Annotated in this window: 13 protein-coding genes; 7 read left to right on the forward strand and 6 right to left on the reverse strand. The window is 64.2% G+C overall.

Annotated features, from left to right (window positions below; all coding sequences use genetic code 11):
- Window positions 1–59 precede the first annotated feature (59 nt).
- A complete protein-coding gene (locus CKW39_RS13750; RefSeq protein WP_095798698.1) occupies window positions 60–1,598 on the reverse strand; it encodes a PLP-dependent aminotransferase family protein in 1,539 nt (512 codons plus the stop codon).
- Window positions 1,599–1,669: 71 nt separating this feature from the next.
- Between CKW39_RS13750 and pdxS the strand changes: the two genes are divergently transcribed.
- The 4 genes from pdxS (at window position 1,670) to CKW39_RS13770 (ending at window position 5,239) form a co-directional block, all read left to right on the forward strand.
- A complete protein-coding gene (gene pdxS / locus CKW39_RS13755; RefSeq protein WP_371514786.1) occupies window positions 1,670–2,608 on the forward strand; it encodes a pyridoxal 5'-phosphate synthase lyase subunit PdxS in 939 nt (312 codons plus the stop codon).
- Complete coding sequence (gene pdxT / locus CKW39_RS13760; protein ID WP_371514790.1) at window positions 2,602–3,393, forward strand: pyridoxal 5'-phosphate synthase glutaminase subunit PdxT; 792 nt, start codon at window positions 2,602–2,604, stop codon at window positions 3,391–3,393. The genes pdxS and pdxT overlap by 7 nt, the downstream gene beginning before the upstream one ends.
- 63 nt (window positions 3,394–3,456) lie before the next feature.
- Window positions 3,457–4,128: a hypothetical protein gene (locus tag CKW39_RS13765; RefSeq protein WP_095798699.1), complete on the forward strand. Its 672-nt coding sequence runs from the start codon at window positions 3,457–3,459 to the stop codon at window positions 4,126–4,128.
- A gap of 37 nt (window positions 4,129–4,165) precedes the next feature.
- Window positions 4,166–5,239 carry an XRE family transcriptional regulator gene (locus CKW39_RS13770; protein WP_238663264.1) on the forward strand — a complete coding sequence of 358 codons (1,074 nt, stop codon included), beginning with the start codon at window positions 4,166–4,168 and terminating at the stop codon, window positions 5,237–5,239.
- A 246-nt stretch (window positions 5,240–5,485) separates the two neighbouring features.
- Here the strand turns inward: CKW39_RS13770 and CKW39_RS13775 are convergent, their stop codons facing one another.
- From CKW39_RS13775 to CKW39_RS13795, 5 genes are all read right to left on the reverse strand, one after another.
- Window positions 5,486–6,499, reverse strand: a complete 1,014-nt coding sequence (locus CKW39_RS13775) for a YgcG family protein (protein ID WP_095798700.1) — start codon at window positions 6,497–6,499, stop codon at window positions 5,486–5,488.
- Window positions 6,500–6,641: 142 nt separating this feature from the next.
- A complete protein-coding gene (locus CKW39_RS13780) occupies window positions 6,642–7,532 on the reverse strand; it encodes a universal stress protein (RefSeq protein WP_095798701.1) in 891 nt (296 codons plus the stop codon).
- A 47-nt stretch (window positions 7,533–7,579) separates the two neighbouring features.
- Entirely contained in the window at window positions 7,580–8,575 is a 996-nt protein-coding gene (locus CKW39_RS13785) for a universal stress protein (protein WP_095798702.1), read from the reverse strand.
- A gap of 128 nt (window positions 8,576–8,703) precedes the next feature.
- Window positions 8,704–10,014: an MATE family efflux transporter gene (locus CKW39_RS13790; RefSeq protein ID WP_254049439.1), complete on the reverse strand. Its 1,311-nt coding sequence runs from the start codon at window positions 10,012–10,014 to the stop codon at window positions 8,704–8,706.
- 313 nt (window positions 10,015–10,327) lie between these two features.
- Window positions 10,328–10,678: a universal stress protein gene (locus CKW39_RS13795; protein WP_095798704.1), complete on the reverse strand. Its 351-nt coding sequence runs from the start codon at window positions 10,676–10,678 to the stop codon at window positions 10,328–10,330.
- Between the two features lie 163 nt (window positions 10,679–10,841).
- Between CKW39_RS13795 and CKW39_RS13800 the strand changes: the two genes are divergently transcribed.
- The 3 genes from CKW39_RS13800 to CKW39_RS13810 are packed head-to-tail and all read left to right on the forward strand — an operon-like array spanning window position 10,842 to window position 13,945.
- A complete protein-coding gene (locus CKW39_RS13800) occupies window positions 10,842–11,876 on the forward strand; it encodes a tripartite tricarboxylate transporter substrate binding protein (protein WP_095798705.1) in 1,035 nt (344 codons plus the stop codon).
- Entirely contained in the window at window positions 11,873–12,439 is a 567-nt protein-coding gene (locus tag CKW39_RS13805; protein WP_095798706.1) for a tripartite tricarboxylate transporter TctB family protein, read from the forward strand. Before CKW39_RS13800 ends, CKW39_RS13805 begins: the two co-directional genes overlap by 4 nt.
- Window positions 12,440–13,945, forward strand: coding sequence for a tripartite tricarboxylate transporter permease (locus CKW39_RS13810; RefSeq protein WP_095798707.1), 1,506 nt, complete (start codon window positions 12,440–12,442; stop codon window positions 13,943–13,945).
- Window positions 13,946–13,980: the final 35 nt, after the last annotated feature.

Genomic DNA, 13,980 nt, shown 5'->3' on the forward strand with positions numbered 1-13,980 from the left:
TGGGACCGGGCCAGTCTAGTGGAGACAACTACGGGCCGTCCGGGAACAGAACTTGGTGTTCACTGGCGCCCGTGCTGGGCCCGATGTTTCCTCGGGTGCGGCTTGAGTACGTCCCGCAGTACTCGCATTCCTTTCTCTAGTTCGGCGTCCGACGCCGTCAGACCCAGTACCAGCCCCTCGCGCGGGTCTGCGCGCGGTTCCGCCCGTACCGCTTCCGCCGCATCTCTGGCGGACATCATCGTGCGCGTTTCAGCTCGGGACGTCGACGCCGCCCAGTACTCTCCCAGCCCGCTCACCAGGACTCCGCGTTGGGCCGCCCCCGCGACCGCCGCAGCCTCGTCCGGCACCTCGATCACAGCGTGCGACCCACCGGCCATGGACACCACGGCCACACCGGGCAGGTCCGCGAGCGCGTGAGCGATGAGCGAGCGACGTCGGCGATAGGCGCGGCGCATCCGAGCGGTGTGGCGCTGCAAGTGACCCGAATCCATGAACCGAGCGATCGCTCGCTGAGCCACCGCGGAGACTGGTGATCCCAGCTCGGCACGCAGGGTGTGCAGCCCCGGAAGCAGGTCATCGGGTGCCACGAGGTGTCCCACGCCCACACCGTTGCCCAGCACCTTGGTGAAGCTGCCCAGGGTGACCACGGTGTCCCGATTGGTATCCAGGGCGGCGAGCGCGGGCAGGGGTTGGCCGGTGTAGCGCAGCTCGGAGTCGTAGTCGTCCTCGATAACTACGGCTCTGTGTTGCCGCGCCCACCGCAGCAGTTCCAGCCTGCGACTCACGGGCATGGTGCCGCCCAACGGGTATTGGTGTCCGGGCGTCACAACCACCGCATCCGGAGTTTCGGCCACATCCCACGTTCCGGTTCCCGCCCACTCGCCGGTGGGCAAGCTGGCGGGGTTCAGGCCGAACTCGTCCACCGGAATCGGTATCGCAATGTGCCCGGTGGCTTCCACGACCCGGCGCAGTGCGGAGTAGCCGGGGTCTTCCACGGCCACGCGTAGGCGGCGTCCGCGCAGTGCGCCCAGGACTCGCAGCACCAGCTGCAGACCGTCACGGGCGCCCGCAGTGATGACAATGTCGTCCGGTTCTCTCACCACCCCTCGGTTCAATCGCAGGTATTCGGCCAGGTGCTGCCGCAACGGCACGGCTCCCGCAGCGGCACTCGCGGCGTCACGCCACGCACCCCGCCAGGCCGGGGTGTCCAGTTCCGCGATGACCGCTTTGCCGGGTCGCAGGTCGATCTGCCCCGTGTCTGGAACGTTACGCCGCGTGCGGGAGGAGCGGGGCTGCGTCGTCGAAATGGGGAGTTCGCTCGCCGCGGGGACCACGCGAACGTCCGGGGCAATGCGCGTGGCTCCGCGGTCGGCGGTGAGGTACCCCTCCCCCGCGAGAACGTCCCACGCCGTGACCACCGTGCCGCGCGAAATCCCCAATCGCTCTGCAAGCACCCGCGACGATGGCAACGGATCACCCGCGCACAAGACGCCGCGCGCTACTAGGTCACGTACCTGACCGACGAGCTGCTCGCCGAGCGAGACGCCCGAAGACCGATCCACAGACAACGGCACATCCACCGCACGCGCATGCCGCATGTGTTCCTCCAAAGTGGACTACTGGAATTACTCAATTATGGATCTGTTACCGGGCCACTTTCGCGCGCAGCATGGTCAGCATGACTCAAACCGTGCATTCTCCTGCTGAAAACAAGACACCCGTGACCGGATCCAAGCTGGTCAAGAGCGGGCTGGCCGACATGCTCAAGGGTGGCGTGATCATGGACGTGGTCACCGCCGAGCAGGCTAAAATCGCCGAAGATTCTGGCGCCGTTGCCGTGATGGCGCTCGAACGCGTGCCCGCGGATATCCGCGCCCAGGGTGGCGTGGCCCGCATGAGCGACCCGGACCTGATCGAGCAAATCATCGATACCGTATCCATTCCGGTGATGGCCAAGGCGCGCATCGGCCACTTCGTGGAGGCGCAGGTTCTGGAGCACCTGAAGGTGGACTACATCGACGAGTCCGAGGTGCTCTCCCCCGCTGACTTCGTCAATCACATCGACAAGCACCGCTTCACCGTGCCGTTCGTGTGTGGTGCGACCAACCTGGGCGAGGCGCTGCGCCGCATCACCGAGGGCGCGGCCATGATTCGCTCCAAGGGCGAGGCCGGCACCGGCGACGTCTCCGAGGCTACCCGCCACATCCGCACCATCCGCTCGCAGATCGCCGAACTGCAGGGCCTCTACACCGTCTCCCCGGACGCCCTCTACGTCAAGGCCAAGGAACTGTCCGCCCCGTATGAACTGGTCGTCGAGGTGGCTCGCACCGGCAAGCTGCCCGTGGTGTTGTTCACCGCAGGTGGCATTGCCACGCCCGCAGATGCCGCGATGATGATGCAGCTGGGCGCGGACGGTGTGTTCGTTGGTTCGGGCATCTTCAAGTCGGGCAACCCGGCCGAGCGTGCCCGTGCCATCGTGGCCGCGACCGCCTACTACGACGATCCCGCCCGCATCGCCGAAGCCTCTCGCGGCCTGGGCGAGGCCATGGTCGGCATCAACGTGGCAGACCTGGCCGCACCGCACCGCCTCGCGGAGCGCGGCTGGTGACCCAACCGGTCGTCGGCGTGCTCGCCCTCCAGGGCGGGGTGGCCGAGCACCTGGCGATGCTCGAGTCGCTGGGTGCTCGGGCGATCCGCGTCCGGTCCGCTTCCGATCTCGTGGGGGACGACGGCGCTCCGGTCATCGACGCCCTCGTCCTCCCCGGGGGTGAGTCCTCCACCACGGATCGACTGTGCCGGACGTTCGGGCTGTTCGATCCGCTGCGGGAAGTGATCGCGGCGGGGTTGCCGGTTCTGGGTACGTGCGCGGGGCTCATCATGCTCGCCTCCCAGATCGAAGATCCGGCGCCGGGACAACAGTCGCTGGGAGTGCTGGATGTGACAGTGGCTCGGAACGCGTTCGGTTCGCAGGTGGACTCGGCGGAGGTGCTGTTGGAGTGGATGGGTCCTTCAACGACTCCCGACCACCTCGACTCCCACCCCGGCGACTCAGCTAGTCACGCGGATACGGGCGATACCGCAGAAGGTCACGTCGATGTGACTGATGCCGTTACTGGCCACCTTGGACGGGCGTTCGACCTTGTTTCCGGCCGCGCCGCTTCGGATGCCGACGTCGCGTTGGCCCCGAGCGGCGTCGTCCGTGCGGCATTCATTCGCGCGCCCGCAGTGACTCGAGTCGGTGACGGTGTAGAGGTGCTGGCTCGCTATCAGGAGTCCGTGGTCGCGGTGCGGCAGAGCAATATCCTGGCCATCAGCTTCCACCCCGAACTCACCGGGGATGTCACGGTGCACGAGGAATTGTTGGGTCTGGTTCGCTTGGAAGCCGCCGTATAGGCGTTCCGGTTTTGTGCAATAATTTGAGGCACTTCATCGAGCAATCCCGAAGGGCCGACGACCATGAGCCAGCTTGCACCGCTTCCTCAGCCGCTTGTTATTTATCCCGATAATGCCGCCGAGTACCTAGAGCGTATGGGGCTCCGCGTCGCGCAAATTGATGAAGCGATCGCAACTGGTGAGAACGCCTCGGGCAATACAAGTAAATATGCCCCTATCATCGCTGCGGGCATCAACCGCTGGACCAATACCGTGGCAATGCTTCGCCAACGTCTGACTGAAGATGGGGACTGGACTTATACGGATCCTCAGAATCGACCAATTGCCGTTGACCCGACCGGGAAGTACCAGATCTCTGTGGCTGGCGGCAATAATGCGACCGGAGACCCTGACCCACTTGTAGTCCCCCAGGCCGCTCGCAGAAAGGGTCGAGCCACAGCCGACTCGGTAGACCGAAATCAACAAGTGCTTTTCGCACTAGGCGACCTATCCATGATCGACCAGCCCCTCAGCTCAAGCGAACAGCCGCCGTCGGGAGCATGGGTCTTGCTTTATCACCGGGCCGAGGGAGAAATCCGTCGTGAACTTTCGCGCCCTTCGGGGTTCGACAAGCAACTCGGCCAATTCACGGGCTGGGACGTCCGAGTAATCCTCGCGCCGCTGCAAGATGACACGGTGCTGGAACCGAACATCACAGACATTGGCGGGGGTGACGTTGACTTCAACATCGCCTGACGGGCTACTGAGTCCTGACCGCATCACGCTCGCTCGAATGCGAAGAGGGTTGACCAAGGTCGAGTTGGCTAACATCTTGGACGTCACCGAGCGCACGATCCACAAGTACGAAACTCGGGGAGCCCCGCGCGCCACAACGGAACCGCTAGCCTCCGCTCTCGAATTCCCAAGTGACTACTTCTCACGCTCCCGTGCACCCAGCGTTGAATCCCACGGCGTGAATTTTCGAGCTGGCCGATCCACGACCCGGAGTGAGCGAGACGCCGCGATCGCTGCGGGCGCCTCCGGCATGGAGGTCAATGACTGGATCTCAGGTCATTTCGTGCTGCCCAAAATCGATGTGCCTCAGCTCGGTGAGGAGACACCTCAATTGGCCGCCATCATGCTCCGTGAGGCATGGGGGTTAGGAACTAAACCTCTACCCAATTCGATTCAGCTCTGCGAATCCCATGGCATCCGCGTATTCGGTTTGCCACCCCTTGCCGAATCCGTCGACGCCTACTCCCTGTGGCACGGGGATGTTCCCTATATGTTCCTGGCTCGGCGAAAGACTCCTGAGCGCACTCGATTCGACGTTGCCCACGAGCTCGGACACCTAGTCCTTCACAAGCATCGTGAGGTGGAAACCACATCCCAGCAAGAAGACGAGGCCAACAGGTTTGCGTCAGAGTTCTTGATCCCCCGGGACAGTATCGCTGAGTACCTCCCGAGGAACCCCACGATCGACGACATTTTCAAGATCAAGAACGCGTTCAAGGTATCGGCCATGGCGTTGACCTACGCGGTCCATAAAGCTGGTCGGATGACGGATTGGATCTACCGCACAACGTGCAACAAGCTGGGTCAACTAGGTTATCGAACCGGAGAGCCCAACGGCATGGACCACTTCGAGCAATCCAAGGTCTTTCCGCAGGTTTTCGCGTCCGAGAAGCACGGCCAGGTTGACGTGGATCGAATCGCTTCAGAACTCTCGCTGCCCGCGGATGATGTTCACGCGTTAACACTGGGGTCCCAGCTGCGAGTGGTCGGGGCGACGGCACCGAAGGAGGGCCCTCAAGTCAATCCGCAGCCCGATCCATCGCCACGAAGACACCTACACCTAGTGCGCTGACAAATTTGGCAGAGGTACGCATTGATTCGACCGGAAACGCTGCGTACCTCTGCCAATAATGTCGGCCATGCGGAATGGTGCCCCAGATGTCACCAAGGCACGCCCTCGACGCGAAGCTCTGCCCTAGATGTCTGGGGGATCCGCCTACCATGCGAAACGCTGCCCCAGATGTCACGGGAGTCCGGCTTAGGTGCGAAGCTCTGCCCGAGATGTCCCAGGTGTCCGCGTTAGAACTGGCGTTCCCGGTCAGAAGCTTCCGGACGCGCCTCCGCCACTGAATCCTCCGCCGCCTCCGAACGATGTGCCAGCCGAGCCGGACGAGCCGCTCGACGAAATGGAGTGGTTGGTGCCGCTGTAAATGGCCGGGTACATCACGTAGAGCGGCAGCCAGCTCTGGAACGTGGATGCGTACTGCACATCCCGCTCCACGCCATCTTGATCCTTGGCCTTGGGCGGTTTCTTGCTGTCCTTGGGCGGTTTGCGGTGGTTCGAGCGGTACTTGTAGTACCGCTTGCGCACCTCGTCCGAGATCTCCTCGTCCGGGTGTTCACACTGATACCGCTCGATCTCCCGGTCGGCCTGCTCACGAACCTTCTTCTGGTCCTTGCTCCACCACACGATGGATCCAGCCACCACGGCCACGACCAGGCCCGCGATCCCGAGGAGCACCCACATGACGATGTTGCCCGTCCGCTCGCGGTCCGCGGCAGCCTGCGCCGCCGCCTCCGGGTTGGATTGGTCGTACACCGAATCCAAGGTCGCCGTGAAGGCCTGGGCGTACTCCTCGTCCCGGAAACCGGGCTCCAGCTGGTCTTCCATGATGTCTTCCGCCGTGGCGTCCGAAAGTACCTCGCGGGCACCGTCGGCCACCTCGATCCGCAGTTCACGCTCATCCATGTCCGCGACGATCAGCACGCCGTTGTTCCGACCGGCCTCCCCCACGCCCCATTCGCGAGCGGTTTGCCGGGTGAAGTCTTCGAAATCGCCGTCAACGCCGTTCACCGTCAGCACCGCCGCGCGGATGAACTCGTTCTGTTCGTTTCCGCGGCCGATCCTCTCGTTGATCCGCTGCTCATCGGTATCGGAGAGGATGTCGGCCTGGTCCAGTACCGCTCCGGAGTCCGGGCGCGGTGGCACCTGGGCGGCGCGAGCGGCGTCGGCGGACCAGGCCACCAGCGATACCGCCGCGAGGAGCGCGAAGATGGAGAGCACGAACCAGCGAAAGACGCTGCTGGAACGCGAGCTCGTCAGGGTCAGCATGATGCCTCCTTGGGTACGACTGCTCCCAGCGTAGGCACCGCGCAACCCGCAAAGGATCAGCCCGGGGCATGAAATCGGCGCCCCGCCTCACGGTGGAGCCGGAACGCCGACGTCGCACGGAGACTACCCCGCGCTAGGTTGCCTAGCTTTCGCGGTTCGGCACGATCATCAGTGGTGACTCGGTATCTGCCAGCACGGATTGGGAGACCGAGCCCATGAGCAGGCCGCGGAATCCGCCGTAACCGCGCGAACCCATGACCAGCAGGTCAGCGGTGCGGGAAGCATCCACCAGAGCATCGGCCGGACGGCCCTGGAGCACGCGAGTCACGATGTTCAGATCCGAGTACTTGTCACCGAGTTCCGCCGCTACCTGGTCCGTGAGCTCTTTGGCCGGAGCCAACAGCTGTTCCTGAACCGCGCGCTCCAACTCGGAGGAGTTCATGGGCAGGTAGCTGGTGGTCGGAACCACGCTGACCACGGCGAGGGTGAGACCGTGGGCCCGAGCGTAATCGGCGGCCACGTGCACGGCCTTGTTCTTGGCACCGAGCTTGTCCACGCCAACCACCACGGCGCCCTCGAAGGATTCGTCCTCCGAGCGGGATTCACGCTGAGCCGGGTTCCAACTCTCCGGCAGGATCACCACGGGAACCGGTGAGTGCGAGGCGGTCGCGGCCGAAACCGAACCGACGCGGCCGCGCACGCCATGTCGGCCACGCTTGCCCATGACCACCAGGGAAGAATCCTTGGCCTCGTACACGATCACACCCGCGGCGTCACCGCGCTCGATGATGCCCTGCACCTGCACACCGGCGTCCTTGGCCTTGGCCACGGCCGCACGAGCGAGCTTCTCGGATTCTTCCTGCACTGCATCCAGGAAGGGGCCGTACAGGGACTGATCCACACCCACGGGGCGACCGGTGGAGACCACGATCTTCAGCGGGATCTCCTGAGCTGCTGCTTCCTGGATGGCCCAGTCCAATGCGCGTTCGCTGTAGTCGGAGCCGTCGTATGCCGCCACGATTCGTTGTGACATCTGTTTCGCACCTGTTTCTGTGTGTAGTGAATGGATGCTGTTGGGGCTCACTTGCCGCTGGGAACCACCATGACGGGTCCGGCAGCCGCACCGAGCACGGACTGGGACACGGAACCGAGCAGCAGACCGGTGAAGCCACCGATGCCGCGCGAGCCAACCACCACCAGATCCGCGGTACGGGTGGCCTGCACCAGCACGCGACCGGGACGACCCAGGAACCCGTGACGAGTGACCTTCAGATCCGGGTTCTGCTCCGCGATATCCTTGGCGATCTGGTTGAGCTTCCGCACGGACTCGTCGAAGTAGTAGGTCTGGTTGTACTGATCCTGGAACCAGTCCGGGGTGCCGGACAGGGCGCCGTTCACGGAGACCAGGCTCAAGGTGGAGCCGTGGGCCTTGGCGTACTCGATGGCCTGCGCGACGGCCGGGTTCTTCTCACCGGCAGCGTCCACGCCGACCACCACCGATCCGGTGAAGTCCATCTCGGAAGCCGGGGTCCGGGTACCGCCCTGGGACTCCTCTTCAGAAACGTGGACGTCCTTGTGGTGGGCGGACTCACGAGCCGACTCCACATCGGAGCTGTCATCCTCTTCGCGCGGCGGAACAACGATCACGGGCACGGGGCTGTGAGCCGCTACAGCTGCGGACACCGAACCCAGGCGGCCACGCAATGCGCCACCTTTACCGCGCTTACCCATGACCACCAGGCTGCAATCCTTGGCGGCCTCGATGATGGCCTTGGCGGCATCGCCCTCGCCGCTGGCAGTATCGACTTTCACGTCGGCCTGCGCCACGCGGTCCTGAGCCGCTTTGAGGTTCTGGTCGTTTTCGGCAGTCACTGCCTCGCGGAAGCGGCGCTCCAGGCCGGGATCTCCCACACCGACCACCGGGAAGGCTCCAATGAGGCGCACGCCCACGTTACGAACACGCGCTTCTTCAATGGCGCGGTCCAGGGCGCGGAGTGCGATTTCGGAACCGTCAATACCCACCAAGACGGGGCCGTTGACGGATGCGGACTTGGTGTTGGGAACGTCTTTGTTCATGCCTTAAGGATAGTCGATTCACCCTCATAAATAGAGACGCACACCACTCGTTTTGCCCGCCGAATCGCCCGGTTGGCGCCCCGGGAAGGGGGCGAGCGGCGTCGTCGTCGATCGAAACCGGAATGTGGTCAGGCCATGGCGTACATCCACCGGTCGCTGCGAATCCGCCAACCCAGCGTGAGCGCCCGCGCGCCGATGTACCCGCCCGCGTACGCGATCCACAGCCAGGCCATGCCCGCGGTGCCCCCACCAGCGAACTGCATGACCGCCCACAGCAGCGGCGCGTAGACCACGATGTTGATCAGGCCGGCCAGCGCCAGGTAGCGGGCGTCGCCGGCGCCGATCAGCACGCCGTCGAGCACGAACACGTACGCCGCGAGCGGCTGCCCCACCGCGACCACAATCAACGCGATCCCGAACAAGTACTGCACGCTCTCCGACTGCGTGAACAGGAACCCCAGATGCGGGCCCACAAAGCCCACGATCAAGCCCGTGACCACGCCGAATCCCAGGCCCCAGCGGATGAGGCGATGCATAAGGTGGCGTACGCCTTCCCGCTCGCCCTGTTGGCCTAGGTCGCGGGCGCCCAGCTCCTTACCCAGCAGGGCTTGGGCGGCGATCGCGAGCGCGTCGAGAGCGAAGGCTAAAAAGTTGAAGACCGTCATGGTCAGTTGGTACGCCGCCAGATTCTCCGCGCCCTGGGCGGTGGCGACCACGACGGTCGCGAGGATTGCCGCGCGCAGTGAGAGGGTGCGGAGCATGAGCCAGGAGCCGACCGTGAGATGGCCACGCACGCCGCGCCAGCCGGTGGTCAGCCGCACGTTCTCCCTGCGGAACTGTTTGCCCAGGAGCACTAGATAGGCAATCGCCATGCCCCACTGGGTGATGCTCGTGCCCATCGCCGCGCCGGCCACGCCCAGATCCGCGCCGTAGACGAGCACGACGTTCAGCCCGGCGTTCACCGCCGCGCCGATTCCCGCGATGATCAGCGGAGTTTTCGTGTCCTGCAGTCCGCGCAGCACGCCCATCGCGGCCAGTACCACGAGCATGGCCAGCAGTCCCGGCATGGACCATACGAAGTACGACGTCGCGTGCTCCAGCACCTCGCCCCGCGCACCGAGCGCTTGCAGCAGGGGCCCGCCAGCGAGGATGCCTGCGGTGGCGAGAACTACGCCAAGACCAGCAGCGGTCCACAGGCCGTCACGGCCGACTTCGAGGGCCTGTTTGAGTCGGCCACCGCCGAGATGCCGGGCCACGGCGGGAGTTGTCGAGTAAGCGAGAAAGACCATCAGCCCGACCACCGTCTGCACCACGGTCGCGGAGATCCCCACGCCGGCGAGCTGCGCGGTTCCCAGGTGCCCGATGATCGCCGAATCCGCCAGCAGGAACAGCGGCTCCGCAATCAACGCACCGAACGCGGGGACCGCCAGCGCCAGGATCTGACGGTTGAGAGAGCGGGTGTCGCGAGGGGCTGCTGTTTCCTTGGGCTCTGTGGCTTTTGCGGGTTCTGTGGCTGGGGATTCGGGTTCGGACTGCACCAGTCCAGGGTAGGTGGTGCAGTGAAGTGGCGTGGCCGCGGAGACTCACGGGTTGAAACGACAGCCGCAGAACCTGATGTGAGGAAACTGCAGCTGCAGACTCTCAGGGGAGGAACATGCAGTATCCGGCTCGATTTCGGGCACTTTAATCACATGAGACTTTGGAGCTGCAGTTCCCTCACTTGCAACCGCTCACCGTAGAGCAGCCCGACGATCAGGTGGCGGGTTTTACAGAGATCACCGGAACGGCGGCCTCCAGGATGATCTGCTGGGCGGACGAGCCCAGGAAGATTTTGCCCGCGGGACTGCGGCGCTTCACACCCACGACCACGGCTTCAACTTCCGGGCGATTGGTGGCGTCGATGAGATCTCCCACGGCGTCCTTGCTGCGACCGTCGGCGTTTTCCAGGGTTACGCGATCGTAGCCGTAGCCGGAGATGTCCGGGGTGGAACCGTCCACGGGAAACACGATGAGGTCTGCGTCGCGGCGTCGGGCTTCGTCGATTGCGAAGTCGCGGGCGGCGTGCCCGGCGGGGGTGTCTGCGCTGGCAAGGATGATGGTCATTACTGGAAACTACTCCTCGATTTAAGGACCTGAACGGTGCGCTCGGCGTCATGGCGTCGTGTTACCAAAATCGTGCGCCACACCTGAGAATTACTACTTTCCCAGATGAGCTTATGTGTATTCTAGGTCACAATCCCAGGCCGCTCTCAGGTGGCCGGTCCGCATGCCATCAGCGCACTTGATCCAGGAGACCAGTTTGGTCGAGAAGCCTCCGCCGAATCGTCGGCAGTTCATCACGTACGGGATCGGAGGACTGATCGCGGCTGGCGCCATTGGGACCGCCGTGACCGGATCCATTTCCTCAGCCTCCGGCGGCAACAACCTCCGCTCGAGCATGACCATCATCGCCCCGGCGGCGGCCGGCGGCGGTTGGGACACCGTGGCTCGCGAAATGCAGCAGGCGCAGCGAGCGAACAGCATCATCAACAACACCCAGGTGGTCAACATGCCGGGCGCCGGCGGAACTATCGCGCTGGGCAACCTGTCCGTTCTGGACGGCGATGCGAACAACCTGATGGTCGGTGGCACCGGTCAGCTCGCCGCGACCATTCAGTACGATTCCGCCACCAAGTACGAGGACGTCAACCCCCTGGCCGTGACGGTCGAGGAGTACGACGTGATCGTGGTCCCAGCCGACTCCCCGTACAAGACCCTGGACGACCTCATGAAGGCCTGGGCGCAGAATCCGGGCGATGTCCCGTGGACCGGTGGTGGCTCGTTCGACCAACTGGTGGTCACCGAAATGGCCATTGCGGGCGGCATCAAACCGGCGGACATGATCTACGTGTCCTCGGACGGCGGCGGCGAGTCCACGCAAGCACTGCTCAACGGCACCGTTGCCGCGGCAGCCAGCGGATACCCGGACTCCATCGACCAGATCGAGTCCGGCCGGCTCCGCGCGCTCGCGCTCGTGGCCGAGGAACCCCTGGAGGGCAGCGACATCCCGACCACCGTGGAGCAGGGCTATGACGTTACTCTGGCCAACTGGCGCATCCTGATGGCCCCCGGCGGCATCACCGATGACGAGAAACAAGAGCTGGAGAACATCGTGCTGGAGACGATCGAAACTCCCGAATGGCGCGAAGCCATCGAGCGCTACAACTGGAACGAGAACGTGATCACCGGCGACGAGCTCACGCAGTTCATCAAGGACGAGACCGAGCGAATCACTGCGCTGTACAAGGAGTTGGGAGTATGAGCCACGCATCGGTTTCCGAATCCTCGGCACCCGCACCCCGGGCAGATTCCGAGCGTCCCGTCGACCGGAGTTCACGCTCGGCAGGCTCCCTGCTTCAAGCACTCACCATGCCGCTGGTGCTCGCCGCGTTCGCCACCTATCTCCTGGTGGGCATGTTGATGATGGAGGTCCCGGATTCCGTGGACTTCCCGGGCCCGCGCTTCTTCCCCGCCATCATCACCGGCGTCATTTACGTCCTGGTGGTAGTGGAAGTCATCAGCATCTTCCGTCACTGGTCCAGCGGTTCGCTGGGCACCACCGACGACGCCGCTCCCGCCGCCTTCTCGTGGCGTTCACTCGTGTGGGTCATCGGCGGCTTCTTGGCTTTCTCCCTTCTCCTGGAATTCTTGGGGTGGATCCTTGGCGCTGCGCTGTTGTTCTGGTGTGTGGCGCGTGGGTTCGGGTCTAAACGGCCTCTGTTCTCGTTGATCGTCGGGCTGACCGTGAGCTCCATTGCGTACATCGCGTTCGACATGGCACTGGGGCTCTCGCTGCCCTCCGGACTTCTTGGGGGTGGCTTCTAAATGGAGACTCTGTCCTTACTCATGGAGGGCTTCGCTGGAGCCCTCACCTGGCAGAACCTGTTCTGGGTGGTGCTGGGTTGTTTCCTGGGCACCGCCGTGGGCGTCATGCCCGGCCTGGGCTCCTCCATGGCCGTGGCTCTGCTCTTGCCCGTGACCTTCGCCCTGGAGCCCACCGCGGCGTTCATCATGTTCTCCGGCGTGTACTTCGGTGGCCTGTTCGGTGACTCCACCACGGGCATCCTCATGAACACTCCGGGGCAGGCGTCTGCCATTGCCTCAACGTTCGAGGGGCACAAGATGGCCCTGAATGGGCGCGCCCCGCAGGCACTCGCTACCGCAGCCATCGGTGCATTCGTGGGTGGCTTCATCGCCTCCGGAGTGGTGGTGTTCCTGGCGCCGTTCCTCGCGGAATTCTCCACGCAATTCGGGCCGGCGGAGTTCTTCGCCTTGGCGCTGTTCGCGTTCATGGCCACGTCATCCGTGGTGACGGACTCTGCAGTCAAGGGTCTACTGTCCCTCGCGTTCGGCCTGGGTATTGCCGTGGTGGGTATCGACGGCGTCACGGGTATCCCCCGTTTCACCATGGACTCACCGTTCCTCTTCGACGGCATCTCGCTAGTCACCGTCACCGTGGCGGTGCTGGCTCTGGGCGAGGTCATCTACTTCGCCACGATTGCCCGCTTCCAGCGTGAAGGTCAGATGATCCGTTCGAAGGGTCGCCCGTGGTTGAGCAGGAAAGAGCTTCGAGAGGCCGCCCCTGCATGGGCTCGCGGCACGGCCATCGGTCTTCCGTTCGGCGTGATCCCTGCGGGTGGTTCCGAGATCCCCACGTTCTTGGCGTATGGAGCGGAACGCAAGCTGGATCGACGTCGTCACGACCCACAATTCGGCAAGGGCGCCATCCGCGGCCTGGCCGCACCCGAGGCCGCTGGTAACTCGACGACCGGTATGGCCATGGGCGCACTGCTGGCGCTGGGCCTGCCGATCTCCGCGACCGCGGCCATCATGCTCGCGGCGTTCCGTCAGTACGGCCTGCAGCCAGGCCCGCTGCTGTTCGAGCGCGCACCCGATCTGGTGTGGGCGCTGCTGGCGAGCTTCTTCATCGCGATGATCGTGCTGCTGATCATCAACCTGCCGTTCGCCATGGTGTGGGCCAAGCTCCTGCTGATTCCGCGCCACTACCTGTACGCGGGCATCACGGTGTTCTGTGGCCTGGGCATCTATGCGACCTCCGGTTCGACGTTCGACCTGCTCCTGCTGCTGGGCGTGGGCATCGTGGGCTTCCTGATGCGCATGCACGACTACCCGCTGGCGCCGCTCATCATTGGCATGGTGCTCGGCCCGTTGGCTGAAACCAGCTTGCGCGATGCGCTCATCAGCGCCAACGGTGACGCCTCCGTACTCGTGCAGGGCCCGATCGTGCTCACGCTGTACGGTCTGCTGGCAGTCGTGCTGCTGCTGACCCTGCGGAGCAAGATCACGAGCCGGACCAGGCGGGATACGTAGACGGGTTCTGCCACCGTGCGATGCCATGTGAGGTA

This window comes from Kocuria sp. WRN011, assembly GCF_002295155.1.
Lineage (GTDB): Bacteria > Actinomycetota > Actinomycetes > Actinomycetales > Micrococcaceae > Kocuria > Kocuria carniphila.

What these genes read in the sequence shown, in the direction of transcription:
- CKW39_RS13780 (WP_095798701.1), bottom strand. Translation starts at nt 7,532, where the DNA reads ATGTCACAACGAATCGTGGCGGCATACGACGGCTCCGACTACAGCGAA.
- pdxS (WP_371514786.1), top strand. Translation starts at nt 1,670, where the DNA reads ATGGTCAGCATGACTCAAACCGTGCATTCTCCTGCTGAAAACAAGACA.
- CKW39_RS13810 (WP_095798707.1), top strand. Translation starts at nt 12,440, where the DNA reads ATGGAGACTCTGTCCTTACTCATGGAGGGCTTCGCTGGAGCCCTCACC.
- CKW39_RS13805 (WP_095798706.1), top strand. Translation starts at nt 11,873, where the DNA reads ATGAGCCACGCATCGGTTTCCGAATCCTCGGCACCCGCACCCCGGGCA.
- CKW39_RS13770 (WP_238663264.1), top strand. Translation starts at nt 4,166, where the DNA reads ATGCGAAGAGGGTTGACCAAGGTCGAGTTGGCTAACATCTTGGACGTC.
- CKW39_RS13750 (WP_095798698.1), bottom strand. Translation starts at nt 1,598, where the DNA reads ATGCGGCATGCGCGTGCGGTGGATGTGCCGTTGTCTGTGGATCGGTCT.
- CKW39_RS13775 (WP_095798700.1), bottom strand. Translation starts at nt 6,499, where the DNA reads ATGCTGACCCTGACGAGCTCGCGTTCCAGCAGCGTCTTTCGCTGGTTC.
- CKW39_RS13765 (WP_095798699.1), top strand. Translation starts at nt 3,457, where the DNA reads ATGAGCCAGCTTGCACCGCTTCCTCAGCCGCTTGTTATTTATCCCGAT.
- CKW39_RS13785 (WP_095798702.1), bottom strand. Translation starts at nt 8,575, where the DNA reads ATGAACAAAGACGTTCCCAACACCAAGTCCGCATCCGTCAACGGCCCC.
- CKW39_RS13795 (WP_095798704.1), bottom strand. Translation starts at nt 10,678, where the DNA reads ATGACCATCATCCTTGCCAGCGCAGACACCCCCGCCGGGCACGCCGCC.
- CKW39_RS13800 (WP_095798705.1), top strand. Translation starts at nt 10,842, where the DNA reads ATGCCATCAGCGCACTTGATCCAGGAGACCAGTTTGGTCGAGAAGCCT.